This window comes from Nocardia camponoti (assembly GCF_014646135.1).
Lineage (GTDB): Bacteria > Actinomycetota > Actinomycetes > Mycobacteriales > Mycobacteriaceae > Nocardia > Nocardia camponoti.
This window is the reverse complement of sequence record NZ_BMMW01000001.1, coordinates 541,407-567,124: the sequence shown is the minus strand read 5'-3', so window position 1 is coordinate 567,124 and position 25,718 is coordinate 541,407. Positions and strand designations below refer to the sequence as shown.

The window sequence follows — 25,718 nt, the reverse complement described above, 5'->3', positions numbered from 1 at the left end:
GCCGTGCATGTGGCGATCGGGTTGGTTGTGCTTGTCGGGGCGGCGGTCGCGTTAGCGGCGTTCGCGCGACGCTTCGGAATTTCTGAACCGCTCGTCTTGACCGTCGCCGGGGTGGCCGCGTCGTATGTGCCGATGGTTCCGCAGGTGCACTTGGAACCTGAGGTGGTGCTGCTCGGTCTGTTGCCGCCCCTGCTCTACACGGCCGCACTGCGAACGTCGCTTGTCGATTTCCGCGCCAATGTCAGAACAATCGTGTCCCTGTCGGTCGGGCTGGTGCTTTTCACCACTTTCGTTGTCGCCCTTGTTGTTTGGTTGCTGTTGCCGGTGCCATTCGCGGCGGCCGTCGCGTTGGGCGCCGTCGTCGCGCCACCGGATGCGGTCGCGGCGACGGCGGTGGCGCGGCGCACCGGCATGCCACGTCGCATCGTGACCGTGCTCGAAGATGAGTCGCTGTTCAACGACGCGACCGCGCTTGTCGCGTTGCGTGGGGCGATCGCGGCGATGGCCGGGGCGGTCACCGTGTGGGACCTCGGTGGCGACTTCCTCCTGGCCGCAGGCGGCGGCGCGGCGATCGGCGGGCTGGTCGCGCTGATGTTGATACTGCTGCGCCGCCGCATCACCGACCCCGTGCTCGACACCGCCGTGTCGTTCCTCGCACCGTTCATCGCGTATCTGCCCGCCGAACGTGTCCACGCGTCCGGGGTGATCGCGGTGGTGACATGCGCGATGATCCTGGGCCACGGTGCGCAACGCTGGCAGAGCGCGGCGTCGCGGGTCGCCGAAACAACGAACTGGCGCACGATCCAATTCGTCCTCGAATCAACGGTTTTCCTCGTGATCGGGTTGCAGGTGCGCTGGATCGTCGAAGGCGCGTGGCACTCGGGGTTGTCGCATTCGCTGCTGGTGTGGACAGCGATCGCGGTGTTGGCCGCGGTCATGGTCGCGCGCCCGATTTGGGTGTGCGCGCCGACGTTGTTCGCCCGGTTGACCGGACGGCAGACGGTGCCGCTGCGGGTGCTGGCGGTGGTGTCGTGGGCGGGCATGCGCGGGGTGGTCACCCTCGCCGCAGTGTTGTTGCTGCCCAACACCACCCCGCAACTGCAAGTCCTTGAACTGCTCGCGCTGGTTGTCGTCGGCGGAACGTTGCTGGTGCAGGGCACGTCGCTGCCGTGGTTAGTGCGGCTGCTCAAGTTGCACGGGCCGAGTCGCGCTGAGGACGCGTTGGCGAAAGCGGATCTGTTGCAGCAGGCGGCGACGGCCGGGTTGGCCGAGTTGGATCGCCAGATCCGCCCATCGACACCGGAGCCGGTCATCGAATCGTTGCGGCAACGCCTGGTGTGGCGTTCGTATGCGGCGTGGGAGCGGCTCGGTCGACCGGAGGCCGAAGTGGAAACCCCGACGGCCGAGTATCGGCGGTTGCGGTTGGCGATGCTCGCCGCCGAACGCGACGTCGTGCTCGCGGTCCGTGACGCCGGTGGCGCCGATTATGAAGTGCTGCAACATGTTTTGTCCCGGCTCGATCTTGAGGAATCGATGATCGACCGTTTCGACGAGGATGACGAAGTCGAAGAGCGGCGGGAACTGTCCGCGGCGGCAGGGCTCGAAGAAGGGTGCGCGCATCTGCGGTGTGCCCCGCTTGTCGCTGAACCGACCGGCGAATTGGTGTGCGCGACGTGTATCGCGGAAGGGTTGCCCTGGGTGCATCTGCGGATGTGCACCGCGTGCGGCCACATTGGGTGTTGCGAGTCGTCGATTGGCAACCACGCCAACAAACACTTCCGGGCGAGCGCGCATCCGGTGATGCGCAGCGTCGAGCCCGGTGAGGTGTGGCGGTGGTGCTACGTCGACGAGCTGCTTGGTTAGTTGCGGTGCGACTCGATCAGTCGCGCGTATTGGGCGAGCAGCGGGTCGAGTTGGGTTGCTTCGCCCGCGGCGGCGAGTTGTTGGTAGCCGATGAGCATCGCGAGGCCGAATTCGGTGACGACAGCGGCCGTTGATGAGTCGGCGACGACGCGGTCGATGACGCGGTGCACGGTTTCGCGACGGGACGCGTCGACGCGCTTGATGGTGACGTGGACTGATTCGTCGTTGGCCGCCCAGGCGCGCAGTGCGGCTTCAGCGCCGTGTTCGAGGCCCTTGGCGAGGGTGGAGAAGGCGACGACGTCGGCGGCTGGGTCACTGCCGACGTCGAGGGTGGCTAGCTCGTCGAGTTGGCGGGTTTCCCAGTGTTCGAGCAGGGTGTCGACGAAGCCTTGCCAGCTGCCGAAGTGGTGGTAAAACGACCCACTTGTGACGCCGAGCCGACGACACAGCACACCGATGTTGAGCCCCTTGAAGCCGAATTCGGCGAGCACCGTCACGGCGGTGTCGTAGTACTGCTCCTTGGTGACCACTCGGGACATCGCGATGCCGATCTGTGCGTGCGGGCGGGGGTGGAGGATGCGAACAGTACCCCATCGTAACGATGATCCGCTTGGCCGTTATCTAGTTGTCCGATCATCCCATCTGAGCGGTGAGGCCGCGAATTACCTAGTGCGCCAACATTATTGGTGATCAGACGGTCAGCTGGCGCAAGCTTTAGCGTTTCAGAGCAAACGCTCTGTAAAGTATTGTTCATGGCTCGGCCCAGAATCCACGACATCGAGACCATGCTCGACGCGACCGAACGGCTCGCCGCCCGCGACGGGGTCGCCACGGTCACGATGCGGGCGGTCGCGACCGAAGCTGGCGCGTCGAACGGGGCGCTCTATCACAGTTTCGAATCCCGCGCGGAGCTGTTGGCGCACACCTGGTTACGGGCGATGGAACGGTACGTGACGATCGCGGCGGAACCGGTCGCGCGCACCGTCGCCACCGGTGCGCATGTCGCCGATGGTGCGTTAGCGATTGTGGTTCTCGGCGAGCGTTTTCCCGACAGCGCGCGGTTTCTGGCCGCCGTCGGTGTCACCGAGCTTGCTGAGTTGAGTGCGCCGCTGCCCGTCGACGTCGCCGCGGCTGTCGCGCGGGCGATGCGGGCGTGGTCGCGGTTGGTCGCGTCGGTGGCGCGGGCGTTGTGGGGGCGGGCCGACCGGTACGCGATCGCCACCGTCACACTATGTCTGGTCGGTTTGCCCGCGACGATCGTGTTGGCGCGGACCGACGACGCGGCCGCGCGCACCCAGCTGCGGGTCGCGGTTGAGGCGATTGTGGCGAATGGTCGCCGCTGACCATGTGGTGGAAAGGACCGGTTCGTGCCTAGTTTGCGTTCGTACGGCGATGTTGGGGTGCTCGATCTGGGCGACGGGCGCAACGTTTTCTCCCATGACTTCATCATCGACGTCCACGAGCACCTCAGCGAAGCGGTCGAGCGCAACGACCGCGCGCTGATCATCACCGGGTCGGGCAACTACTTCTCGGCTGGGCTTGATGTGGAGTGGCTCAACGTCAACCGGGATCGCGCTGCCAGTTACGTGCAGTCGGTGCACACCCTGTTGGGTCGGGTGTTGACGTTGTCGATGCCGACGCTGGCGGCGATCAACGGACGCGCGACCGGTGCGGGGGCACTACTCGCGCTCGCCGCTGATCTGCGGGTGATGGACAACCACGGCCGTATTGGTTTCACCGAAGCCGACACCAAGGTGCCCTTCACTAATGCGATGGCGGCGCTGATTCAAGCCAAGGTCACCCCGAAGGCGGCGACGTGGATGATGGTGATGGCGTCGCAGCTCAACGCCGACCGCGCGATCGAGTACGACGTCATCGACGCGACAGCTAAGGCGCACGATCTGATCCCGTTCACCGCTGGTTTCCTCGCCGAACGCAAGCGCAAGGATCCGGCGACGATGACGGCGATCAAATCGGTGATGTATGCCGATGTGATCGCGGCGCTGAAAGGTTAGGGCAGCCGGGGGCCCTTGCCCAGGTAAATGTCGCCTCGGTCGTCGGATGCCCAACCACCGCCGGTGTAGTCGGTGAGGTCGAAACACGCTTCACAGAACTGGGTGCCGAACACCGACAGGTAGATGCTGCGGTAGTGGCTGATCGCGTGCATTTTCACCGATTTGTAAGCGGTTTGGGCCGCTGGTTGGGCTTCGAGGAACGCGTAACGGCGGAAATCAGCGACGGGTTCGGTCGAAAACCGTACTAGCCCAAGGCGATTGAGGTTGCCGAGGTAGTGGTGGTCGCGGTCGGGCATCGCGCAGCCTGCCATGTTCGCGATCATCGTGATGCCGTCGGCGATGCGTTGCGAACCGATGCCGAACGGGGTTTTCGTGCGAATGTCGATGGCTGGTTGCGGGCCAGCGACGGCGAGGAATCGGAGGATGCGGGCTTCGTCGGGGGTGAGGTCATGCAGGATCGGCACGAACGACGGGTGCAGGTTGGACGGTTGTTGGGCGCTGTCCCAGCCTTCGGTGATCATCGCGCCGCCGATGTGGCGCAGGTCGTCGGCGACGATGTCGTGCGGGTGGGTTGGGCCGTACATGCCCGTCGGGGTTGAGGTGAGGCCGAGCACCGACAGTGCGGTGCGGCGCAAGCTGTCGACGCGGGTGTCGATGATGGTCGACAGTGGGTCGCCGGAACGGACGTCGTCGATGAGGTCGGTTGCGGTGTGGAACGCGCCGCGCGTGAGGCCCGTCGCGATTTGGCGCAGCGAAAGGCCGGCGACGCGGGCGAGCCCTACCAGGTCGGTTGGGGTGACCGATTCGGCGGTGCGGCGGACCGGGGTGATGTCGTCAGGCTGGTCGGTTGGCATCTCACACCCCAAAGATCACGAGGTGAAGGGCACCGATCGCCGCACCGAGCACACCGCCGTGCAGATACAGCAGCCACGCGTCTTGTTCGATGGAGGTGTAGAGCATTTCGACGAATTCGCCCGGTGGCAGTTCGCGGAGTTTTTCGGTGGCGAGCCGGTCGACGCTGGCGGCGGTGGATTGGGAGAACGCGACGTCGTCGACGAGCCACGGTTTCATTTCCGTCGCCAAACTCGCGCCCGCTGTCGCTTGAATGGCGTCGAAACGGCGTGGGCCCACGGCAAGTCGGGTGACCGACCGCATCGGGCCGAGGATGCGGTCGATTTCGACTTTGAGGAAGTGGGCGATCACCGCGCGAGTTTTGTCGCCGGATGGACCTTCGAGTAATTGTTCGGTGACGACGTCGAGGGTGACGATTTGGTAGCCGATGGCGTGGCCGAGGTCGGCCGCGGCTTGGTGTTGGCGTTTGGCGAATTTCGCGACGCCCCACGGGTATTTCCAGCGCGGACCCGGCGTCGCGGGTTCGAAAACCACTTTGATGGCGATGATATTGACGAGCACCCCGACCACCGCGCCGCCGATGAGCACCCACAACCACGCGGGTACGAAATGGATAACGGCGTCGAGCCAGGACGGCAGCGTGATGTTGGCTTCGCGCCCGTCGTGGGGGCGGGTGTACCAGAGCAGCGACAGCCACAGCGCGACGATCACGCCGAACGGGAAACCGAGGAGTCCGCTGCGGGTCATGAACCGCAATTCGGGCGCGCCGAGCCCGTAAATGACGTCTTTGAGCAGCTCAGGGCGACGTCGCAAATATCCGACGACCATCAGTTTCACATCGAGGAGTTGGTCGATGTTGGCGCCGATGAAGTCGAACGCGCGGTCGGTGATCGCGGGCAATTCGGCTTCGACGCGCGAATAGATGACCTCGCGTGCGCGTGGCGGCATATCCGCCCACAGCTGGGGGTGTTCTTTGGTCATGATCGAATCGACCATCGCCCGCACGTTCGGCAACGCGACGCGGGCGACTTGCGCTGAGATTTTGCGGGGGTCCATTTGGTCGAAGAAGTCTTTGGCGGTGCCGATTTTCGCGACGGCGTTGTCGACCATCAGGCTTGCCATCTTTTCCGAACGGGCCGGGATGAATCCTTGGAAACCGAGCATGCCGCCGGGGGCGAACGTGGGCAGGATCTGCACTTTGCGCGGCAGAAACGGGAAAATGGTCTTCAAGCCTGGCACGTAGAAGCCGGTGAAGCGCACGGGTGCGAACAGCATGATGACGCCGGTGTAGTTGGTGAGCAGCCCAGCCAACGCGGAGAAGATAGGGATCGAGATCATGTCGACCCAAAACTTGCTTAGCCCGGTTGTGTGCTCCCAATCCACTCGGCCGAAGAAGCCGGCCGCCTCGATTCCAGCATTCATTCGGCGTCCACTCCGTCGTGTTTCCGAATATCGCGCGTGGATTCGATGATATGTGAGGTTTGGTTAAATTCGGGCAACCTTAGGTCTCGTCGGCTGTGTGGGTGGTGTTGACGAGCAGCAGGTTGGTTTCGATGTCGTGGGTGACCTTGTTGGCGACCGAACCGAGCAGCCGCGCTGGGCCGCTCATGCCACGGTTGCCGATGACGACGAGGTCGTATTTCCATGCCGCGTTGCACAGCGCTTCGGCGGCGGGGACACCGGTGATGACGTCGTGGCCGAACAGGTCAGGGTCGGTGACGTTGAGGTGGCCTTCGACGTCGATGAGGGTGTTCGCGCCGTCGTCAACGGTTTTCGCGGCGATCACGAGGAACGGTTTCACCCCGAGCGCCACGGCGAGGTCGTAGCCGTGCCGTACCGCGATCATCGAGCTTTCCGAACCGTCGGTGGCCAGGCCGATGGTGGTCCAGCGTTTGGGGACTTTGCGGGTGAAGACGACGTCGCCGAGGCTGTGATGCGAGATTTGGTTCGCGGTCGACGCGGTCAGGCGCGCTTTCGATGAGGCGAGGCCCTCGCCGCCGACGACCAGCAGCGTGTCGGGGGTAGCTTCGGCGGCCGCGAGTAGGGCGGTCGCGGCGTTGCCCGCTTCGGCGATACGGGTGATGGGCGTCTCGACACCGCGTTCCGCCAGGACCGCGACCGCCGAATCGCCGACGCTCAAGGCCCATTGGTCGTCGGTGCCCGGCAGGAAGGTGCCCTCTTTGTAGGCGGTGAGCACGGTGATCGGCAGGTTCAGGCGGGAAGCGATGTCGCCGCCGACAACGACAGCGGATTCGGCGGCGGGTGACCCATCGGTGCCGATCAGAATGGCCTGGTAATGCCGCATGCGACGCGCTCCGATCATGGGCGGACGTGAGCTGGCCGTGGTGGTCACAGTATAGGCGGGCGCATTTCCAGCAAACCGCTTATGTTTTCGGCGGTTCTGGTAGCGGAAGGCGTTTGAGCGCGAGCGCGTTGAGCGCGACAATCACCGACGACCCTGACATCAGCATCGCCGCGACCTCGGGTCGCATCACAATCCCCCACGGCGTCAGCACGCCGGCGGCGACGGGGAGCGCGAGCCCGTTGTAGCCGACGGCCCAGGCGAGGTTTTGGTGTTCCTTGCGGACGGTGCCGTGCCCGATCCGCAGCGCGGTCGGCACGCCCCACGGATCCGAACGCATGAGGACGACGTCGGCGGTTTCGATCGCGACGTCGGTGCCCGCGCCAATTGCGATGCCAAGGTCGGCTTGGGCGAGGGCGGGCGCGTCGTTCACGCCGTCGCCGACCATCGCGACTTTGCGGCCGCGTTTTTGCAGTTCGGCGATGCGATGAGCTTTGTCGCCGGGCAGGACTTGGGCGAAGACTTCGTCGATGCCAAGGTCTTTGGCGACACGGTCGGCGGTGCCTTCGTTGTCGCCGGTGAGCATCACGACCTGCATGCCCATCTCGTGGAGTGCGGTGACGGTGGCTTTCGAGGTGGGGCGTGGGGCGTCGGCGAGGGCGATCACGGCGAGCGCTTTGCCGTCGACGGCGACGAAGACGGTCGAGTGTCCGGCCTTGGCCAGGTGGTCGCGGGTGGCGGCGAGGTCGTGGTAGTCGATGTGATGTTGGCGCAGCAGCAGGTCGTTGCCGACGAGCACCGATTTGCCGTCGACCTGGCCGCGCACGCCCCGGCCTGGTTCGCCCGCGAAAGCGGTCGCATTGCACAGCTTGAGGTGTTGTTGGTGGGCGTAGGCGACGATCGCTTTGGCGAGGGGCTGTTCTGATTCGGTTTCCAGCGCGGCGGCGAGCGCGACGACGGTGTCCTTATCCGCGCCCTTGACGACCGAAATGTCGGTGACGGCCGGTTTGCCTTCGGTGAGGGTGCCGGTTTTGTCCATGACGACGGTGTCGATGTGCGCGGCGGTTTCCAGCGCGGTCGCGTTTTTGAACAGCACACCGCGTTTCGCGCCGAGGCTGGTGCCGACCATGATCGCCGTCGGTGTCGCGAGGCCGAGTGCGTCGGGGCAGGTGACGACGACAACGCTGATCGCATACAGAATCGCGCGACTCGTCGACGCGCCAAGCAGCAACCACACGATCAGCGTGCTGACGCTGCCGACGAGCGCGACCAACGTCAGCCAGAACGCGGCACGGTCGGCGAGGCGTTGACCAGGTGCTTTCGACGCTTGGGCGGCGCGAACGAGTTTCACGATCTGGGCGAGCGTGGTTTGCGAACCAACCTTGGTCGCTTTCACGCGCAGCGCGCCGGTGGTGTTGAGGGTCGCGCCGATGACGTGGCTGCCGGGGTGTTTGGTGACGGGCACCGATTCGCCGGTCACCATCGACTCGTCAACGTCACTGGTGCCCGCGATGACAACGCCGTCGACGGGGATTTTCGCGCCCGGGCGGACGAGCACGATGTCGCCGACTTTGAGCTGGTCGGTGGGGACTTCGGCGGTGGTGCCGTCAGCGTGGACGAGGACCGCGTGCGGTGGCGACAGCTTCAACAGTGACGTCACGGCGTTGCTCGCACTGCCCCGCGCCCGCATCTCGAACCAGTGCCCGAGCAGCACGAACGTCGCCAACATGGTTGACGCTTCGTAGAACACTTCGCCGTGCCCGCCGGTCAGGGTGATGTAAAGCGAGTACAGCCAGCCGGTGCCGATACCGACGGTGACGAGCACCATCATGTCGAGGGTGTGGCGTTTCAGTGCGGCGATCGCGCCGGTGAAGAACACCGTTGACGAGTAGCAGATCACCGGCAAACTCAAAATGAGCATCCACACGTCAGGCCGCAGCCCAAACGGGACACCAAGGTGCAGGTGGAAGGTGTTGGTCGCCAGCGGTGACCACAGCATCACCAGCGACGAGAAAACGAGGGCGACGAGGAACCGGTTGCGCATGTTGCGAGCCATGTCGTCGGTGCTCATGTGCATGTGGTCATGGGCACCGTGATCGGCGCTGGCGTTGTTGTCGGAGTGCGTGTCGGTCGAATGCATGCCCGCGGCCCCTTCGCCCAGTCATCGCGGTTCTCGCGCGCGACCTGCGGCGAGCGCCACACCTGCGCGCGACGCTACCGCGCGCAGATCACAGCGACGCTTCGACACGTGCGTGTCATCGACAGTGCGGGGGTCTCACGTCCGCACGCGTGCCGCATGATCACGCCGACCTGGTTCGCAGCGGCCAGAATTCGTCCGCTGCGCGTCATGAACCGCGATTCGGGAGCGCCGAGCCTCCGGTGTAGAGGTCGCCCTGCTGTTTGCCGACAGAATTCGCGTCAGGTGCGGCGACTAGGGCGCGGGGTGTGCCGGGATGCCGAGGAGGGCGTCGATCGTGGTGCCGATCAAGGCGGGGGCGGCCGGGTCGGTGCCGCCGTAGTTGAGTGCCTGGGTTGCCCAGTTGTCGAGCGCGTCGAGCGCCTTGGGGGTGTCGAGGTCGTCGGCCAAATGTTGGCGGACCCGCGAGACGGTCGCCTCAGCTGACGGGCCCGTCGGCAACGCGATCGCCTCACGCCAGCGGGCGAGGCGGGTCTGGGCGGCGGTGAGGACTTCGTCGGTCCACATCCGGTCGGCGCGGTAATGCCCGGCGAAAAGGCCGAGGCGGATCGCGGCCGGGTCGACACCCGCGTGACGCAGCTTCGACACCAAAACCAGGTTGCCGCGCGACTTCGACATTTTCTCGCCATCAAGCCCGATCAGGCCAGCGTGGACGTAATGCCGGGCGAACCGGCGTGCGCCGGTAATCGCTTCGGCGTGGGCGGCGGAGTATTCGTGGTGCGGGTACATCAGGTCCGAGCCGCCACCTTGGACGTCGAATTCGGTGCCGATGCGGTTGAGCGCGATCGCCGCACACTCGATGTGCCAGCCGGGCCGACCAGCACCGAACGGTGCGGGCCACGACGGTTCGCCAGGACGCGCGGCCCGCCACAGCAGCGCGTCGAGCGGGTCGACTTTGCCTGGCCGATCGGGGTCGCCACCACGTTCGGCGAACAGGGCGGCCATGGTGTCGCGGTCGTAACCGGATTCATACCCGAAGGCCGCGGTGGCGTCGGTGCGGAAGTAGATGTCGGGGTACTGCGCGTCGTCGACGGTGTAGGCGGCGCCGAGGGTGAGCAGTTTGTCGACCAGTTCAACGACTTCGTCGACGGATTCGATCGCGCCGATGTAGTCGCGGGGCGGCACGACGCGCAGTTCGGTCATGTCTTCACGGAACAGGTTGATTTCGCGGGTGCCGAGGTCGCGCCAGTCGATGCCGTCGCGGTCGGCGCGTTCGAACAACGGGTCGTCGACGTCGGTGACGTTTTGCACGTAATGCACGTCGTGGCCAGCGTCGCGCCACAGTCGGTTGACCAGGTCGAAGGTCAGGTAGGTCGCGGCGTGGCCGAGGTGGGTCGCGTCATAGGGGGTGATGCCGCAGACATACATTTTCGCGGTGTCGCCGACGGTCACCGGGCGGATCTGACGGTCAGCGGTGTCATACAACCGCAACGGCGGTCCTGCTCCGGGCACGGTGGGGACGGTGATATCGGACCAGGACTGCATGGTGGTCAAGGGTAGTTGGCGTGTGCGGTGACGATGTTCGCGGCCCAACACTGCGAGCGTTGCGCATCGATGTGACGCGCCCGCTACCTGCACACAAACGTGGTCGGCCGCGGTGGTCAAGGGTTTGGTTCTGCCCGGTTGTTGCCTGTTTAGAACGCGGGCCAGGGAATGGGTCGTTCGGAATCGGGCAGCGGCATCACCGGGTCGGCGAGCAACGCTTGGGTGCGTGCGGACAGGGCGTCGATTTCGGCGTCGGTGATGTGCGGCGCCAGCGAATCGGCAACGGGCCCAGCCAAATTCGTAGCGAAGGTGGTGATGTCGTCGATCAACGATTCATGCACGGGCGTACCAGCCCACCCCCACAGCACAGTCCGCAGTTTGGGTTCGCTGTGGAGGCAGATGCCGTGGTCGACACCGTAGACCTGCCCGTCGACCCCTTCGAGCGCGTGACCGCCTTTGCGGTCGGCGTTGTTGAGCAACACGTCGAGTACCGCCATGCGTTGCAGGCGTGGGTCGTCGGCGTGGATGAGGCTGACCTCGTTGCCTTCGCCGTCGTAGGCGCGCAGCACTTCGCAAAATCCTTCGGGGACATCGCCGGGCGTGCACAGGTCGACAAGGTCGCGCCGGTGTCGTAGCTCAGCGTGGTTGTCGACCGACGACACCCACCGCTGCACCATCCCGACCCCGTAGGGCCCGTCGCGCAGAATCGTTTCCGGGATCACACCCCAGCCAAGATGTTGAGAGATCAAGTAGGAGGCAACTTCTCGGCCCGCGAGCGTGCCGTCGGGGAAGTCCCACAGCGGTCGCTCCCCCTGCACCGGCTTGTAGACCACCCGCAACGGCGTGCCGTCGGGGTTGGGCGCGTCGATTTCGCAGACGAGGGTGAGGTTCGACGCGACCCCGACGCGCCCAAGCACGCCGAGGTCGCCTTCGGAAAAGGCGCTCATTCCTCGTCCAGTTCTGCCGCCCCGAAAATCTCGCCACGTTTGTAGCCGTTGGTGCGCACGCACATGTGTCCGCGCGCCGACAGCGGTTCCCCGCACAGCGGGCACGGTGGTCGACCTGCCGCGATCACACGTGCGGACCGCAACGCGAATTCGCGCGCCTGAATCGGGGTGAGGAACACCCGGACCGCGTCGGGGCCTTCGTCGGTGTCGTCGAGCACGACCGATTCGTCGACTTCGGTTTCGGTGATGGCGAGCAGTTCGACAACGACAGCGCCCGCGTCGGCGTCCCAGCCGAGGCCCATCGTGCCGACCCGAAATTCGGTGTCAATCGGGGTGACGAGCGGCGCGACATCACGCACGTCTTCGCCCTCGGGTGGGACCGACGCGCCGAATCGTCGCGCGACTTCGTCGAGCAACAACCCCATCCGATCGGCGAGCACTTTGACCTGCTGCTTTTCCAACAGCACGCTCACGACGCGCGGTTCCTGCACGGCTTGCAGGTAGAACGAGCGGTCGCCGGGTTCGCCGACGGTGCCCGCGACGAATCGATCGGGGGTGCGAAAAACATGGATTGCGCGTGACACCTGCACCTCCTGGTACTGACGGACCTTCGCCACTATGCGCGAAGATCACTGTCTGCTAAGCGGAATCGCGGTCGGTCGCATTCCCATTATCGGTTGCCGCGGTCGTTGGCACTTCCCCACCGGGTGTCGCGTGTGCTGTTTTAGGGCTCGCGGCGAGGGCGGACAGGTCGGTGCCGGTGTCGTTGAACTTCCACACTTGCGGCCCGTGTGGGCCGTATCGGACGACGCTGACCGATGCGGGTTCGACGGCGATGCGTTGAAAAGCGTCGAGATGGAGGCCGAGGGCGTCGGCGAGGATGGCTTTGATGATGTCACCGTGGGCGCATCCAACCCAGAGGACATCACGTCCGTCCGCATTGTCGCGCAGGTTTTTGTCGATGTCGCGGATGGCGTTGATCGCGCGATGCGACACCGCGGCGAGCCCTTCGCCGTTGGGGAAAACCGCCCCCGACGCGTGTGCTTGGACGGTTTTCCACAGCGGTTCGCTGACGAGTTCCTTGATGGGACGGCCCGTCCACGTGCCGTAATCGACTTCGATGAGCCGTTCGTCGGGGGTTGGTTCGATCCCGAGTTTGTCGGCGAGCGGGGCGACGGTGCGTTGGCAACGCAGCAGCGGTGAGGTCGCGATGTGTTCGATGGGCAGGGTCGCGAGGCGTTCGGCGACGGCGGCGGCTTGTTCGATGCCGCGTTCGGTGAGTTCGACGCCCGGGCTGCGACCTGCGAGGGTGCCAGCGGTGTTGGATGTCGACACACCGTGGCGCAGCAGGATCACCGTCATTGTTCCAGCCTAGCCATGTTGGGCGGTTCCGCTCAGGTCGCCGAGACGACGCCCGCGGCGAGCAGCCCCATCATCACCAGGCCGAGGATGACGCGGTAACCGACGAACCAGTACTGGGAGTGGCCGCTGACGAACTTGAGCAGCCACGCCACCGACGCGTACCCGACGATGAAGGAAACCAGGGTCGCGACGATGAGTTGAGCGCCGCTCGCGTTGAGTCCTTCGCCTGCGGGCGCGAACGCGTCAGGCAGGCTGAACAGGCCCGACGCGGTGACGGCGGGGATGGCGAGCAGGAACGAGAACCGGTAGGCGGCTTCCCGGTCGAGGCCGAGGAAAAGGCCAGCCGTCGATGTCGCACCCGAGCGGGAAACGCCGGGAATCAGCGCCAAGCACTGCGCGAAGCCCATGATGATGCCGTCGCGGGTGGTGATTTGGTCGAAGGTGCGGTTTTTGCGGCCGTAGTACTCACCGGCGGCGATGATGAGGGCGAAGAAGATCAGGTTGAACGAGATCAGCCACAGGTTGCGCGCCCCGGTGCGGATCTCGTCTTTGAACAGGTAGCCGAGCACGCCGATCGGGATGGTCGCGAGGATGACATACCAGCCAATGCGGTAATCGAGTTCGCGTTGCTCGTCGCGTTCGTACTGCTCACGGACCGATCGGTCCATCACCGGCAGTTTGGTGGTGACCCGGTCCGCGACAGCGACCGCGGCTTGGGAGCGGGCCTGCCACCGCAATCCGATGGTGGTGAACCACGCGACAACGATGCGCGCGATGTCTTTGGCGAAGTAGATCAGAACCGCGAGTTCGGTGCCGAGTTGGGTGACGGCAGTGAAGGACGCGCCGGCGTCGTCGCCGAAGAACACGCCGGAAACGATGCGCAGGTGCGCTGAGGAGGAGACGGGCAGGAACTCGGTGAGTCCTTGCACGAGTCCGAGTACTAATGCCTGAATCCAGGTCATTGACTCGCCCACCGGAGATCCTCCTGCTCACTGGTCCGCCACGCGAGAACGCCTCGCTGGGGCGGGTATTCGCCGATAACGGCAGCGACCCTACCCCGCGAAGCTGTGAGGTGGCGCGCTGACCGCGAGTCGCCGCCAAGGTCGCGGGGATGTTGCCCGTTAGGGTGGGCGGCGTGACGAAATCGCGGGTGCGGTGATGGAACAGCGGACGGTGGGGCGAAGCGGGTTGCGGGTGTCGCGCATTGGGTTGGCGACGCACACGTGGGGCACCCATACCGATGCCGACGAAGCGTCGGTGCAGTTGGCGGCGTTCACCGAGGCCGGCGGCACGCTTGTTGACACGTCACCGGCGTATGGGGATGGGGCAGCGCAACAGATTCTGGCCGACTTACTTGGCGATCTGGTGTCACGAGACGAATTGGTGTTGAGCGGATGTGCCGGGGTCGTCACGCACGCACCCGGTGGTGGCGTTGGTGATTCGGTGCCCGCGCCCGCTGCGGTTGGCCCGGTCGTTGACGCGTCCCGTCGCACGTTATTGGCCCAGCTCGACGCGACATTGGCGCGGTTGGGCACCGACCACCTCGACATTTTCAGCGTTGCCGCGTGGGACCCGTTCACCCCATCGGATGAGGTTTTCGCGACCTTGGAGACGGTCATTTCGTCCGGTCGCGCCCGATATGCGGGGGTGCGCGGGTTTTCGGCATGGCAGTTGGCGAGCATGGCGGCGTCCGCGCCGATTACCGCGGCACAATCGCCGTATTCGCTGCTCGCGCGTGGAGTGGAGAATGACGTGATTCCCGCGGCACGTCATCACGGGGTCGGGGTCATCGCGTCCGCGCCGCTCGCGGGCGGGATCTTGACCGGCAAGTACCGCGACGGGGTACCCGCCGATTCGCGTGGTGCTGATGAGGCGACGGCCGCCGAAATTCGTCGCCGCCTCGACGATGACCGCGCGTCGCGCGTCGTTGACGCCCTCGTCACCGCCGCCGACGGGCTCGGCACCTCCCCGCTGGCCGTCGCGCTAGCGTGGATCCGCGACCGACCAGGCATCGCGAGCATGATCGTCGGTGCCCGCGATATCGGTCAGTTGACCGGGGTTTTAGCCGCTGAGACCCTCGAATTGCCGCGTGCGATCGCCGCGGCCCTAGACGATGTGAGCGCCCGTTCGGAATGATGGCTAGCCTTACCTGCATGAAGTTGCGTGGAGTGGTGACGGCGTTGGTCGCGGTGACCGTCGCGGTCGGCGTTGGTGGTTGTGCGCAGGGCGTGGACGGTGGGACAGCTCCTGCCGTGGAGAACGGCCCGCGCACCGCCGTGCTTGCGGACACAAACCCGGTCCCGCTGACGCCGTCACCCACTCCGGTCCTGCCCGCGACCGTGCGGAGTTTCGACGGCGGCGATGTCACCGTCACCGACTCGTCGCGCATCATCGCCGTCGACCGTTACGGCACGCTCGCCCAAACCGTTTACGCGCTCGGCTTGGGCGCGAATTTGGTGGGTCGCAGCACGTCCGCATCGTTTCCCGCCGTCGCCCATGTGCCGAACGTGGCTGGCGGCAACGGGAGTTTGAGCGTGGAAGCGGTGCTCGCGTTGCGGCCGTCGGTGTTCCTGACCGACACGACAAGCGCGGGTCCGGCGGTGCGCGACCAACTCAAAGCCGCCGGAGTGACGGTGGTGTATTTCGACCCGAACCGCACGATGGACGGCGTCGTACCGCAGATCAACGCCGTCGCCGCCGCCCTCGGCGTTCCCAACGCCGGTGCTGAACTCGGCCAACGCACCCAAGCCGAGATCGCCGCTGCTACGGCCGCGGTTCCGCCGCACGATCCCAAACCGAAGATCGCGTTCCTGTACCTGCGGACGGCCGCGATCACCATGATCGCCGGCCCAGGTTCTGGCGCGGACTCGCTGATCACCGCGATCGGCGGCATCGACGCTGGCACGGCAGCCGGGGTGAAAGAACCGTTCGTGACGATCACGAGCGAAGCGATGATCACCGCAGCACCGGACGTGCTGTTGGTGATGTCGGACGGGTTGAAATCGGTCGGTGGTGTCGACGGGTTGGCGAAGGTGCCCGGCATCGCGCAAACCCCGGCTGGGAAAAACCACCGCGTCGTCGACATGTCGGATGCGGCATTGCTGAGCTTCGGGCCTAACACGGGGCGAGTGATCAGCGCGCTGTCGACGACTGTGTACGGCCCGAACGCATGAGAGTGGATGCCGCACTGGAGGTCGCTTCACTGATGCGCCGCGTCCCGCGCGTTGATCGCTATTCGGTCGCCACTGAGGCTGCGGTCGACCGTCGGGCGCGCAGGGTGACGCCTGTTTCATCGAACGCGCTCACGGTGGTGTGCGCATGACCGCGCCCGACGTCGCTCAACCGGCCGTCGACCATCGAACACGCAGGGTCACGCTCGTGTTCGCGGTGTCGATCGCCGCGCTCATCGCGTTGGCGTTGCTTTCCGCCGTACTCGGTCAGGTCCCGACAACCGCGGTGGAAGTCCTTGGCAGCGTCGCGCATCGCATCGGGCTCGATGTTGGGCCGCTGCCCGCGCACCCCGCCGGTCAGGTGACATTGTGGGAGGTGCGGTTTCCGCGCGTCGTGCTGGCGATGCTCGTCGGTGCCGCGCTAGCAACTGCGGGCGCGTTGTTGCAGGGCGTCTTCGCCAATCCACTCGCTGAGCCGGGGATTATCGGCGTGTCAGCGGGCGCGGCGGTTGGGGCGGGGACCGCGATCGTCATCGGCGGCGTGTTTGTCGCGGCCTGGTCGGTCGCTGGTGCCGCGTTCCTCGCTGGGCTGTTCACCACCGCGCTCGTGTACTTCCTGTCCAGGGCGGCGGGCCGCACCGAGGTCGTCACCCTGATTTTGACTGGCGTCGCGATCAACGCGTTCGCGGGCGGACTCATCGCGCTGCTGCTCTTCGTTGCGACCCCGGCCGCACGCGATCAAATCGTTTTCTGGCAATTAGGCAGTTTGAACGGTGCGACCTGGCAGGCCGTTGGCGTTGTCGCGATACTCGCGGCGATCGGCATTACGGCGGCGGTCCTGATTGCCCCGCGCCTTGACCTGCTCGCCCTCGGCGATTCCGCCGCGCGACACGTCGGTGTCGACGTGGAACGCTTGCGCCGCAACGTGATTGTCATCGTCGCGATCCTCACCGCCGCCGGCGTCGCGTTCAGCGGCATCATCCTGTTCGTCGGGCTGATCGTGCCGCATTTGGTGCGCATGCTCGTCGGCCCAGGTCACCGTGTGCTCGTCCCGTTGAGCGCGATCATCGGCGCGGTCGTGCTGTTGGGCGCCGACGTGGTCGCCCGCACCTTGGTCCCGAACGCCGACCTGCCACTAGGCATGCTGACGTCGCTGATCGGCGCCCCCATCTTCTTCGTGCTGCTCCGCAAAACGCGCGCGCGGGCGGGAGGATGGGGATGAACGCACCGTCCGGCCAGCACAGAACGCCACATCGCGCTCCGGCGTTCTCGAACGCGGTGTCGGCGGCGCGACGAACCTCGCACGCCGTGGACGGGAGACTGCGATGAGCACCTTCACCGGCCTGTGGTCGCGACGACGCGACATCCCGCCGACCCCATCGCCCGGCGACGTCACGTTGCGCGCGACCAGCGTCACCGCGCAACGCGGCACATCCACAGTGCTGCGCGAAGTCGATTTCACTGTCGCAGCAGGCGAAGTGGTGGCGCTGGTCGGTCCGAACGGCGCGGGCAAGTCGAGCCTGCTCGCCGCGTTAGCTGGCGAATTAGCCGTCACCGCAGGCGAAGTCACCCTCAACGACCGCGCACTAGCCCGCTGGTCGGCCGCCGACATGGCCTTGCGTCGCGCGGTGCTCCCCCAAACCCATTCCGTCGGCTTCCCCTTCACCGCACGCGAGGTAGTCGCGATGGGCCGCGCACCGTGGGCAAACACCCCCGCCGCCGACCAAGACGACGAGCTCATCACCACCGCGATGACCGCGACCGACGTCACCCATCTAGCCGCCCGCCCGTTCCCCGCGCTGTCCGGCGGCGAACGCGCCCGCGTCGCCCTCGCACGGGTACTGGCCCAACACACCGCGACCCTACTGCTGGACGAGCCCACCGCAGCCCTCGACCTCGGCCACCAGGAACAGGTGCTGAAATTGGCCGTCGACCGGGCTGCCGCCGGAATCGCGGTAGTCGTCGTAGTCCACGACCTCGGGGTCGCGGCCGCGTACGCCGACCGGGTGACAGTGCTGGACAGCGGCCGCGTAGTCGCGGACGGCCCGCCACGCGACGTCCTCGAGCCCGCCCTCCTGACCCGCGTCTACCGCCACCCGGTCGACGTCTTCGACCACCCCGAAACCGGCCTACAACTAGTGCTGCCCGGTCGCGACAAACGCTAACGCCAAATGATCTTCAGCAGTGCAGGGGTCAAAACCATGCGGATGACCGTCGCGTCGATGAGTAGCGCGACGATCATCCCGTAGGCGATGTATTTCATCAGCACCAAATCCGAGAAACCGAACGCGCCAGTGACGACGATGAGGATCGCCGCCGCTGAGGTGATCACGCTGCCGGTGTGGGCTACGCCGTAGCGGATCGACTCGGTCGCATCCGCACCCGACGCCCGCTTTTCGGCGATGCGCGACAGCAAAAACACCTCGTAGTCAGTCGACAACCCGAAGATCACCGTCACGATCAACGCGACGACGGCGAACATCAACGGCCCCGGCGTAAACGCGAACACCTCACTGCCGTGACCTTGGACGAAGATCCACGTGAGCACGCCCAGCGTTGAGACGAGGCTCAGCGCGCTCATCGCAACAGCTTTCACCGCCAAAATCACTGACCGGAACGCCAGGATCATCATCGCCAACGCCGCGATAACCAAAATCGCCAACAGCAGCGGCAACCCGTTGATCAGCCCGTTAATCGAGTCACGTTCCAACGCGGGAATACCGGCGACCATGATCTGCACGCCCGGCGGTTCCGGCAAACTGCGCAACGCGTTAATCACCTGGTCAGCGTCGCGTTTATCGGTCAACCCGGCGGCAAGAACGTTCACATTGTCCTTGGTCACCGAAGCGGGCTCGAATCGTCCAGTGAGCCCCGGTATTTGGTTCGCCTCATACCGAATATCGGACAGCTGACTCGAATTCGCGCCGACCACAACAAGTTTCAGCGGCTCGGTGCGGAAGCCCGGGAAAAGTCGATCGAAATCCTGTTGCGCCACGCGCGCAGGATTATCAGTGGCGAGATATTTCTCGCTAATCCCACCAAATTCGATCGCCCGCAACGGGATGCTCAGCAACAACAGCCCAGCGACGATCGGAATCACCACCGCCCACGGCCGTTTCATCGCCCATTGCGCCAGTCGGGAGAAGAACGCCGCGTCGATCTGTTCCTCAGTCTTGGTGCGGGAGAACCGTTTCCAGCCAAGCCAGTCGATCTGTCGCCCGACGATGCTGAGTGCGGCAGGCAACGCCGTCACCGACAACACCGCGGCCAACATCACCGCCGAAATACCACCGTAAGGCACCGACCGCAGCACCCCATTCGGGAAAATGAACAGGGCGGCCAAGCTCAGCGCGATAATCGCCGCCGAGAAAATCACCGTGCGCCCCGCCGTCGCGACCGTGCGCGCGGTCGCGGTTTCCACATCGTGGCCGGCGGCTAATTCCTCCCGGAACCGCGTCACCGTGAAAAGCCCATAGTCGATCGCGAGTCCGAGACTCACCAATGTCATCACCGCACTAGCGAACACGTTGATGTCGATGTGGGTAATCAGCCCGCGCAGAATTCCCGACGTGCCAAGCACCGTCATCGCGCCAATGAGAACCGGCAACAGCGCGCCGATCACCCCACCGAAAACGAAGTACAGCAGAATCGCCACGATCGGCAACGCGATCAATTCCGCGCGCCGAATGTCGTGCTGCATCCCGATATTGATGCCTTCGACAACAGGTTGCAGCCCGGCGAGCTGCACCGTCGTCCCGCCTGGACCACCACCGTCGACGCCGGCGTCGAGGTGCGGCTTCAACGCGAGATAGTTGTTCACCGTCGCGGTGCCACCGCCACCGGCGAGACCGATACTCGCGAAGGCGTGCCTCTTTGTCTTATCGGCGGCCTCGGCGGAAAACGGGCTGTCCCAATAACTGTCGATCTTGTGAATGTGCTGCCCGTACTGCCGATTCAAATCGGCGAGAGCGGCGGTGACCGGACCGCGCACTTCCGGGTCGTCCACGGTTTTGCCCGGCGGCGCGGTGTAAATGACGATGAGGTCGCCGTCGGTGTCGCGACCGAAAATGTCGTCGGCAATTTGTGAGGCGGCAACCGACTCGCTCGACTCGTCGAACCAGCCTTCTTGGGTGTAGCGACCAGCGAGGTCGCGCCCAAACCACCCCGAAAGGGCGACAGCGAAAACACAGACAGCAAGAACTAGGAAGCGGTGGCGGTAAACGAACCGGCCCCACCGCATCGAGCGCGGTTCAGCCATGTCAGCCGCAGGCAGCAGTTCGGTAATCAGCCGAGCGCAGGATGCCGCACAGGTCGGTGCGCGAAATCTTCCACCTGCCGTCGAGCAGCACGAAATGCACGATCGTGGTGCGGATATTGGTGCCCGAACCATCCTTGTCGAGGCGCATGGTCGCGGTCAGGGTGCCGTCGCGGTTGTCGAAAACCGGGTCGACAACGCCATAGACAGCGTGCGGGTTGTCGCGCAGCGCCTTGTACATGTCGGGGATGGCGTCGGAGAACGCGGCGCCGTCTTCGATGAGGTTGGTGCGTTCGCTGTCGGGCAGGTTCGGGTCGAGCGCCTTTTTGATCTGGGCGTCGAGTTCGGTGGCGTTCGGCAGCGGGGCGTGCGCCTTGCTTGAGGAGATGGAGACCGACGTCGACAGTGACGCGTTCGCCGACGAACGGGCGGCGTCAACGCTCGCCTCGTCGGAAGAGTTCGCGCACGACGAAGCGAGCAGGACAGCTGAGAGGCTCGCGGCGACCAGTAGGGCGCGGGCGGCAAATGTGGAAGACATCACCATCTACATACCATCAATGACGGCACTGATTCGGACCAGGAGTCCTTTCACCGAGGTCAGATCACGGGGAGTAGAGGGTGCGACCGGGGTCGCGCGTGCGACGAGGTCGGCGACGTAGGCGCTGATGCTGCGTTCGTCGCTGGTGTCGATATCGACGATGCTGCCGGTGGCCTCAGCGACAACGTCGGCGGTGGTTGGCACGGTTTCGCCCAGGTCAGCGCGGTAAATCTGGACGGTCAGCGTGGAGCGACGGGTGCGGAAAGCGAACGCGCGGCCGTCGTCGGTGGTGCCGAAACCGTGTGCGAAGGGCCCGACGGTCACGTCGTCGATGCCGAACCGCCTTGGGGTGGCCTCGGTCATCGGCGTTCTCCTCGTCGAGTTTGTTGACATCAGTTGCTGTCATGTCAACAGTAACCCGCGTCACTACCTGGCAAACCTGGGCCGACCCGGTCGAAGCTACTGGTGGGTCAGCATGGTCAGATGGTGGAAATGGTGTCGTCTTGAGGACAAGGAGTCCGGTACATGCGCTCTCGCGGCTTAGTCGTTGGCGCGCTGTTGAGTTCAGTCGCGCTGCTCATCGTCGGATGCGGTGACCGCGACGGTTCCCCCGACGTCCCCACCCGCCCCGCCGCGACGGCCGCCGTCTCTCCCCCGACAACGACAGCGCCCGCTGGCCAGGTCACCCCGATCAGCGCGAGCAAAGCCGTCTTGGCCGAAGCAGCAACCGGGACCGTCGCCGTTCTCGACACCGTGGGCACCACGCTGACACTGCTCGGCAAAAAAGAGCTGAAACTGCCCAGCCCCGGCGCCTCCCTCGCTCAAGGCGCACCGGGAACAATCCTCGTTCCAGCGCCCGGCAAGGTCATCACCGTCGACGCGACGACCGGCAGCACCAAAGAAACCCCGATCGACGGCGACGCCCGCAGCGCCGCGATCCGCCCCGACGGCTCCCTGATTGTCGGCACCGCCGTCGGCAAGGTCATCGAAGTCAACCCCGACGGCACCGTCGCACGCACCGTCAGCGGCCTGGTTTCCGCCGACGTCATCGCCCTCACCGGCACCAACATCAGCGTGCTTGATCGTCGCCAAACCGCCATCGTCGCCATCTCCGACGACCACCTCGGCCTCATGCTCCGCGCGGGCGACGGCGCCGCCAACGCCATCACCGACCCCTTCGGCCGGATCATCGTTTCCGACCCCGTGGGCGGCGAACTGCTCGTTTACACGGCCGGTCCACTCGTCCTACGTCAACGTTTCCCGGTAGCATCATCGCCTTACGGCCTCGCCTACGACCCGCGTTCGGACACGGTCTGGGTGAGCGCCACCGAGAGCAATGAGGTTGTCGGATTCGATCTGTCGACGGGAATCGGCGTCGAAGTGGCCCGGTTCCCGACGGTGCGTCAGCCCGACGCCATCACCGTTGACAGCCGCACCGGTGAGCTGGTGGTCGTTTCGGCCGTCGGTGACGGGGTGCAGCGGATCAGCACGGGAAGGGGCCCCCGATGACGCGATCAGCACCTGCGAGCTGGGATACCAGCGACAGCGATCACGAGTACGACTATGTGCGACTGCGGTTGCCTCGGGAAGTGACCCGGGTGTCCGCGTCGATGCGGTTGGCGATTCAAGCGGAGTTCGGTGGGTGGGAGTTGTCGCGGGTGCGTGCCTACACCGACGGCAGTCGCCGAGTGTTGCTGCGTCGCCGCAAAAATCCCCTTCTGCCCGCGCCCGAACCCCGATTGTGAGCCGCGTATGTATGCCCTTCTGCTACGTCTGATGTTTCTGCTGCCGCCTGAGCGCGCCCACCACGTGGTGTTCTCGGCGTTGCGCGCGGCGACCTTGTTCCCCCCGACGCGGTGGCTCGCGCGCAAGCTCACCAACGTCAACGACCCGATCTTGGCGACGACGGCGTTCGGGGTCGACTTCCCCGCCCCGGTCGGGCTTGCCGCCGGTTTCGACAAGAACGCCGACGGCGTAAACGTATGGGGCCCACTGGGTTTCGGGTTCGCCGAGATCGGCACCGTCACCGCACAGGCCCAGCCAGGCAACCCGGCACCGCGCCTGTTCCGGCTGCCCGCCGACCACGCGCTCATCAACCGCATGGGTTTCAACAACCACGGTGCCGCCGCAGCCGCGTCACGACTACACGCCGCGACCCCGACGGTCCCGATCGGCGCGAACATCGGCAAGACCAAGATCGTTGAACCCGACGCTGCCGCCGCCGATTACGCGACGAGCGCGCGGCTGCTTGGTCCGCTCGCCGACTTCGTCGTCGTGAACGTGTCGTCGCCGAACACTCCCGGCCTGCGCGATTTGCAAGCCGTTGAGTCGCTGCGCCCGATCTTGCGCGCGGTGCAAGACAGCGTTTCGGTGCCGGTGTTGGTCAAGATCGCCCCCGATCTCGCCGACAACGACATCGACGCCGTCGCCGACTTGGCCGTCGAACTGGGCTTGGCGGGCATTGTCGCGACCAACACCACGATCAGCCGCGCTGGCCTGAATACCCCCACCGCGGAGGTCGACGCGATCGGCGCGGGCGGCCTGTCGGGTGCGCCGGTGGCTGACCGGTCCCTAGAAGTGCTGCGTCGCCTGTACGCGCGCGTCGGCGACAAGCTGGTCCTGATCTCGGTCGGTGGCATCGAAACCCCCGAACAGGCGTGGGAGCGGGTGCTCGCGGGCGCGACGCTGCTGCAGGGCTACACCGGCTTCATTTACGGTGGCGCGTTCTGGACCACGCGCATTCACCGCCATTTGGCGAAGAAGCTGCGCGAGAACGGCTACAAGTCGCTGAGCGAAGCGGTAGGGGCCGAACACCGTCAGTAATGTGTAACCTGTGCCACAAATCCTGTTTGTCCGGTTAAGCTGAAGTGAGCCGCGCCACACTTTCAGGACAGGGTTACATGACAGACATCGAGTTCGCGCACGCCTCCGGGGTCACGGTCCACACCGTGCCCGCCGCTTTCCAGCAGACCGCAGCTCAGCGGCCTAACGAGGTCGCGCTCCGCACGGTCGGCGGCACACAACAAATCACCTGGGACGAATACGCAACCCGCGTGCGTGCCCTCGCCGCCGGACTAGCGAAACTCGGTGTCGCCCACGGTGATTCGGTGGGGATCATGCTCACCAACCGGCCCGAGTTCAACCTCGTCGACACCGCGGCCCTGCACCTGGGTGCCACCCCGTTCTCGGTGTACAACACCAGCTCCCCCGAGCAGATCGCCCACGTTTTCGCCAACGCCGGCAACCAGGTAGTCATCACCGAACAGGCGTTCCTTGGCGTGATCGCCGAATCCGGCGCGAAAATCCCGCACCTCGTTGTCGTCGACGGCACCGCCGAAGGCGCGATCACCCTCGACCAGCTTGAGAACGACCCGGCCGAAGGCTTCGATTTCGACGCCGCGTGGCGTTCGGTCAAACCGACCGACCTGGCCACGCTGATCTACACCTCGGGCACCACTGGCCCGTCCAAGGGTGTCGAACTCACCCACGCCAATGTCCTCGCGCAGGTGTCGGGCCTGGTCAGCGGGCCGCTGCCGGTCGACGGTTCCGACCGCGCGGTGTCCTACTTGCCCGCCGCGCACGTCGCCGATCGCATTTCCGCGCACGCGATGAGCCTGCTCACCGGCATCCAAATCACCACTGTGCCCGATCCGCGCGAGATCGCCGCCGCGCTGCCCGACGCGCAACCAACGGTGTTCTTCGGTGTGCCGCGCGTGTGGCAGAAAATCAAGGCGGGCATTGAGAACAAACTCGCCGCTGAGCCGAGTCCGGTGAAGAAAGCGCTCGCGAACTGGGCCATCGACACCGGTGTCGCCCGCGCACGCGCGAACCTCGCAGGCAAGTCCATCTCGCCAGTCCTTGCCGTGCAGCACAAGATCGCTGACGCGCTTGTCCTGTCGAAGTTGCGTGCGGCGCTTGGTCTTTCGCAGTTGCGTGTCGCCTCGTCAGGCGCGGCGCCGATCCCGCCGGAAACTCTGGAGTACTTCCTCGGCCTCGGTTTCGCGGTCAGCGAGGTGTGGGGCATGTCGGAAACCTCCGGCGTCGGCACCTACACCGAGCTCGACAAACCGCGCCCCGGCACAGTCGGGCGCGTCATCGACGGCTGCGAACTGCGCCTTGACGCCGACGGCGAAGTCCTCATTCGCGGCCCCATTGTGACCGGCGGCTACCGCAACATGCCCGACAAGACCGCCGAGGCGATCGACGCGGACGGGTGGCTGCACACCGGCGACGTCGGCACCATCGACGCCGACGGTTACCTGAGCATCATCGACCGCAAAAAAGAACTCATCATCAGCGAGGCAGGCAAAAACATCGCCCCGTCGAATATCGAAAACGCAGCCAAGGCGGCGTCGTCGATCATCGGTCAAGCTGTCGCCATTGGTGAGGCGCGCCCGTACATCACCGCGCTGATTATGCTCGACCCCGACGTAGTCGCGTTGCGCGCCAAAGACTTTGACGCGACCGAACTCACCCACGCCGAACTCACTCGACGGCAGGAAATCATCGACGAGGTCAAGGCCGCGATCGTCGCGGGCAACCGCAAACTGTCGCGCGTCGAACAGATCAAACGCTTCACCATCGTCGAAACCCTGTGGGAGCCAGGCGGTGACGAGCTGACGCCGAAGATGTCGCTCAAGCGGGTGCCGATCGCAACGAAGTACGCCAGCGTGATCGGCGACCTGTACGCGAGCACTCCCCCGGCCCACGTGGTGGAAGCCAAATAGACAGC

The 25,718-nt window shown here is 65.4% G+C and carries 24 protein-coding genes; 11 read left to right on the top strand and 13 right to left on the bottom strand.

The features are described from left to right. The first annotated feature begins 3 nt into the window (after positions 1-3). Positions 4-1,863 (top strand): Na+/H+ antiporter, encoded by a 1,860-nt coding sequence (locus IEX78_RS02575; protein ID WP_188827068.1) that lies wholly within the window; start codon positions 4-6, stop codon positions 1,861-1,863. Here IEX78_RS02575 and IEX78_RS02570 read toward each other — a convergent pair. Beyond that, positions 1,860-2,402: a TetR/AcrR family transcriptional regulator gene (locus IEX78_RS02570; protein ID WP_188827067.1), complete on the bottom strand. Its 543-nt coding sequence runs from the start codon at positions 2,400-2,402 to the stop codon at positions 1,860-1,862. The genes IEX78_RS02575 and IEX78_RS02570 overlap by 4 nt on opposite strands. A 213-nt stretch (positions 2,403-2,615) precedes the next feature. Between IEX78_RS02570 and IEX78_RS02565 the strand changes: the two genes are divergently transcribed. Together IEX78_RS02565 and IEX78_RS02560 are read left to right on the top strand one after the other, a co-directional pair. Further along, positions 2,616-3,206, top strand: coding sequence for a TetR/AcrR family transcriptional regulator (locus IEX78_RS02565; RefSeq protein WP_229683667.1), 591 nt, complete (start codon positions 2,616-2,618; stop codon positions 3,204-3,206). Between the two features lie 24 nt (positions 3,207-3,230). Next, positions 3,231-3,878, top strand: coding sequence for an enoyl-CoA hydratase/isomerase family protein (locus IEX78_RS02560; protein WP_188827066.1), 648 nt, complete (start codon positions 3,231-3,233; stop codon positions 3,876-3,878). On the opposite strand, the gene IEX78_RS02555 is transcribed toward IEX78_RS02560, so the two are convergent. The 9 genes from IEX78_RS02555 to IEX78_RS02515 form a co-directional block, all read right to left on the bottom strand. Continuing rightward, positions 3,875-4,732: an Abi-alpha family protein gene (locus IEX78_RS02555; protein ID WP_188827065.1), complete on the bottom strand. Its 858-nt coding sequence runs from the start codon at positions 4,730-4,732 to the stop codon at positions 3,875-3,877. The genes IEX78_RS02560 and IEX78_RS02555 overlap by 4 nt on opposite strands. A 1-nt stretch (position 4,733) precedes the next feature. Next, entirely contained in the window at positions 4,734-6,152 is a 1,419-nt protein-coding gene (locus tag IEX78_RS02550) for a DUF445 domain-containing protein (RefSeq protein WP_188827064.1), read from the bottom strand. 79 nt (positions 6,153-6,231) lie between these two features. Then, positions 6,232-7,053 carry a universal stress protein gene (locus IEX78_RS02545; protein ID WP_188827063.1) on the bottom strand — a complete coding sequence of 274 codons (822 nt, stop codon included), beginning with the start codon at positions 7,051-7,053 and terminating at the stop codon, positions 6,232-6,234. A gap of 61 nt (positions 7,054-7,114) precedes the next feature. Then, entirely contained in the window at positions 7,115-9,172 is a 2,058-nt protein-coding gene (locus tag IEX78_RS02540; RefSeq protein ID WP_188827062.1) for a heavy metal translocating P-type ATPase, read from the bottom strand. 291 nt (positions 9,173-9,463) lie between these two features. Further along, complete coding sequence (gene mshC / locus IEX78_RS02535; RefSeq protein WP_188827061.1) at positions 9,464-10,714, bottom strand: cysteine--1-D-myo-inosityl 2-amino-2-deoxy-alpha-D-glucopyranoside ligase; 1,251 nt, start codon at positions 10,712-10,714, stop codon at positions 9,464-9,466. Between the two features lie 149 nt (positions 10,715-10,863). After that, positions 10,864-11,661, bottom strand: coding sequence for an SCO1664 family protein (locus IEX78_RS02530; RefSeq protein WP_188827060.1), 798 nt, complete (start codon positions 11,659-11,661; stop codon positions 10,864-10,866). Next, a complete protein-coding gene (locus IEX78_RS02525) occupies positions 11,658-12,245 on the bottom strand; it encodes a DUF3090 domain-containing protein (RefSeq protein ID WP_188827059.1) in 588 nt (195 codons plus the stop codon). The genes IEX78_RS02530 and IEX78_RS02525 overlap by 4 nt, the downstream gene beginning before the upstream one ends. 55 nt (positions 12,246-12,300) lie before the next feature. Next, positions 12,301-13,023 (bottom strand): histidine phosphatase family protein, encoded by a 723-nt coding sequence (locus tag IEX78_RS02520; protein WP_188827058.1) that lies wholly within the window; start codon positions 13,021-13,023, stop codon positions 12,301-12,303. Positions 13,024-13,055: 32 nt separating this feature from the next. Continuing rightward, positions 13,056-13,985, bottom strand: coding sequence for an undecaprenyl-diphosphate phosphatase (locus IEX78_RS02515; protein ID WP_373291533.1), 930 nt, complete (start codon positions 13,983-13,985; stop codon positions 13,056-13,058). A gap of 196 nt (positions 13,986-14,181) precedes the next feature. On the opposite strand from IEX78_RS02515, the gene IEX78_RS02510 reads away from it, so the two are divergent. From IEX78_RS02510 to IEX78_RS02495, 4 genes are all read left to right on the top strand, one after another. Continuing rightward, entirely contained in the window at positions 14,182-15,159 is a 978-nt protein-coding gene (locus tag IEX78_RS02510; protein WP_188827056.1) for an aldo/keto reductase, read from the top strand. Between the two features lie 17 nt (positions 15,160-15,176). Next, positions 15,177-16,196 (top strand): heme/hemin ABC transporter substrate-binding protein, encoded by a 1,020-nt coding sequence (locus tag IEX78_RS02505; RefSeq protein ID WP_188827055.1) that lies wholly within the window; start codon positions 15,177-15,179, stop codon positions 16,194-16,196. 145 nt (positions 16,197-16,341) lie between these two features. Then, a complete protein-coding gene (locus tag IEX78_RS02500) occupies positions 16,342-17,415 on the top strand; it encodes a FecCD family ABC transporter permease (protein WP_188827054.1) in 1,074 nt (357 codons plus the stop codon). Positions 17,416-17,518: 103 nt separating this feature from the next. Beyond that, a complete protein-coding gene (locus IEX78_RS02495; RefSeq protein WP_188827053.1) occupies positions 17,519-18,358 on the top strand; it encodes a heme ABC transporter ATP-binding protein in 840 nt (279 codons plus the stop codon). On the opposite strand, the gene IEX78_RS02490 is transcribed toward IEX78_RS02495, so the two are convergent. From IEX78_RS02490 to IEX78_RS02480, 3 genes are read right to left on the bottom strand one after another with little or no spacing between them, the layout of a single operon-like run. Next, positions 18,355-20,451 carry an MMPL family transporter gene (locus IEX78_RS02490; RefSeq protein WP_188827052.1) on the bottom strand — a complete coding sequence of 699 codons (2,097 nt, stop codon included), beginning with the start codon at positions 20,449-20,451 and terminating at the stop codon, positions 18,355-18,357. The genes IEX78_RS02495 and IEX78_RS02490 overlap by 4 nt on opposite strands. A 1-nt stretch (position 20,452) precedes the next feature. Beyond that, positions 20,453-20,986 (bottom strand): WKL family lipoprotein, encoded by a 534-nt coding sequence (locus IEX78_RS02485; RefSeq protein WP_229683666.1) that lies wholly within the window; start codon positions 20,984-20,986, stop codon positions 20,453-20,455. 6 nt (positions 20,987-20,992) lie between these two features. Then, the gene (locus IEX78_RS02480) at positions 20,993-21,349 is read right to left on the bottom strand and encodes a hypothetical protein (protein WP_188827050.1); all 357 of its coding nucleotides are present in this window, start codon (positions 21,347-21,349) and stop codon (positions 20,993-20,995) included. A 162-nt stretch (positions 21,350-21,511) separates the two neighbouring features. Here IEX78_RS02480 and IEX78_RS02475 point away from each other — a divergent pair, with 162 nt between their 5' ends. The 4 genes from IEX78_RS02475 to IEX78_RS02460 all read left to right on the top strand — a co-directional run bounded on the left by IEX78_RS02475 (position 21,512) and on the right by IEX78_RS02460 (position 25,713). After that, the gene (locus IEX78_RS02475) at positions 21,512-22,495 is read left to right on the top strand and encodes a YncE family protein (RefSeq protein ID WP_188827049.1); all 984 of its coding nucleotides are present in this window, start codon (positions 21,512-21,514) and stop codon (positions 22,493-22,495) included. Next, the gene (locus IEX78_RS02470) at positions 22,492-22,731 is read left to right on the top strand and encodes a DUF5703 family protein (protein WP_188827048.1); all 240 of its coding nucleotides are present in this window, start codon (positions 22,492-22,494) and stop codon (positions 22,729-22,731) included. Before IEX78_RS02475 ends, IEX78_RS02470 begins: the two co-directional genes overlap by 4 nt. Positions 22,732-22,738: 7 nt before the next feature. Continuing rightward, positions 22,739-23,809 (top strand): quinone-dependent dihydroorotate dehydrogenase, encoded by a 1,071-nt coding sequence (locus tag IEX78_RS02465; RefSeq protein ID WP_188827047.1) that lies wholly within the window; start codon positions 22,739-22,741, stop codon positions 23,807-23,809. 77 nt (positions 23,810-23,886) lie between these two features. Then, entirely contained in the window at positions 23,887-25,713 is a 1,827-nt protein-coding gene (locus IEX78_RS02460) for an AMP-dependent synthetase/ligase (protein WP_188827046.1), read from the top strand. Positions 25,714-25,718 lie beyond the last annotated feature (5 nt).

What these genes read in the sequence shown, in the direction of transcription:
- IEX78_RS02570 (WP_188827067.1), bottom strand. Translation starts at nt 2,402, where the DNA reads ATGTCCCGAGTGGTCACCAAGGAGCAGTACTACGACACCGCCGTGACG.
- IEX78_RS02565 (WP_229683667.1), top strand. Translation starts at nt 2,616, where the DNA reads ATGGCTCGGCCCAGAATCCACGACATCGAGACCATGCTCGACGCGACC.
- IEX78_RS02555 (WP_188827065.1), bottom strand. Translation starts at nt 4,732, where the DNA reads ATGCCAACCGACCAGCCTGACGACATCACCCCGGTCCGCCGCACCGCC.
- IEX78_RS02550 (WP_188827064.1), bottom strand. Translation starts at nt 6,152, where the DNA reads ATGAATGCTGGAATCGAGGCGGCCGGCTTCTTCGGCCGAGTGGATTGG.
- IEX78_RS02545 (WP_188827063.1), bottom strand. Translation starts at nt 7,053, where the DNA reads ATGATCGGAGCGCGTCGCATGCGGCATTACCAGGCCATTCTGATCGGC.
- IEX78_RS02540 (WP_188827062.1), bottom strand. Translation starts at nt 9,172, where the DNA reads ATGCATTCGACCGACACGCACTCCGACAACAACGCCAGCGCCGATCAC.
- mshC (WP_188827061.1), bottom strand. Translation starts at nt 10,714, where the DNA reads ATGCAGTCCTGGTCCGATATCACCGTCCCCACCGTGCCCGGAGCAGGA.
- IEX78_RS02530 (WP_188827060.1), bottom strand. Translation starts at nt 11,661, where the DNA reads ATGAGCGCCTTTTCCGAAGGCGACCTCGGCGTGCTTGGGCGCGTCGGG.
- IEX78_RS02520 (WP_188827058.1), bottom strand. Translation starts at nt 13,023, where the DNA reads ATGACGGTGATCCTGCTGCGCCACGGTGTGTCGACATCCAACACCGCT.
- IEX78_RS02515 (WP_373291533.1), bottom strand. Translation starts at nt 13,985, where the DNA reads ATGACCTGGATTCAGGCATTAGTACTCGGACTCGTGCAAGGACTCACC.
- IEX78_RS02510 (WP_188827056.1), top strand. Translation starts at nt 14,182, where the DNA reads ATGGAACAGCGGACGGTGGGGCGAAGCGGGTTGCGGGTGTCGCGCATT.
- IEX78_RS02505 (WP_188827055.1), top strand. Translation starts at nt 15,177, where the DNA reads ATGAAGTTGCGTGGAGTGGTGACGGCGTTGGTCGCGGTGACCGTCGCG.
- IEX78_RS02500 (WP_188827054.1), top strand. Translation starts at nt 16,342, where the DNA reads ATGACCGCGCCCGACGTCGCTCAACCGGCCGTCGACCATCGAACACGC.
- IEX78_RS02495 (WP_188827053.1), top strand. Translation starts at nt 17,519, where the DNA reads ATGAGCACCTTCACCGGCCTGTGGTCGCGACGACGCGACATCCCGCCG.
- IEX78_RS02490 (WP_188827052.1), bottom strand. Translation starts at nt 20,451, where the DNA reads ATGGCTGAACCGCGCTCGATGCGGTGGGGCCGGTTCGTTTACCGCCAC.
- IEX78_RS02485 (WP_229683666.1), bottom strand. Translation starts at nt 20,986, where the DNA reads ATGTCTTCCACATTTGCCGCCCGCGCCCTACTGGTCGCCGCGAGCCTC.
- IEX78_RS02480 (WP_188827050.1), bottom strand. Translation starts at nt 21,349, where the DNA reads ATGACCGAGGCCACCCCAAGGCGGTTCGGCATCGACGACGTGACCGTC.
- IEX78_RS02475 (WP_188827049.1), top strand. Translation starts at nt 21,512, where the DNA reads ATGCGCTCTCGCGGCTTAGTCGTTGGCGCGCTGTTGAGTTCAGTCGCG.
- IEX78_RS02470 (WP_188827048.1), top strand. Translation starts at nt 22,492, where the DNA reads ATGACGCGATCAGCACCTGCGAGCTGGGATACCAGCGACAGCGATCAC.
- IEX78_RS02465 (WP_188827047.1), top strand. Translation starts at nt 22,739, where the DNA reads ATGTATGCCCTTCTGCTACGTCTGATGTTTCTGCTGCCGCCTGAGCGC.
- IEX78_RS02460 (WP_188827046.1), top strand. Translation starts at nt 23,887, where the DNA reads ATGACAGACATCGAGTTCGCGCACGCCTCCGGGGTCACGGTCCACACC.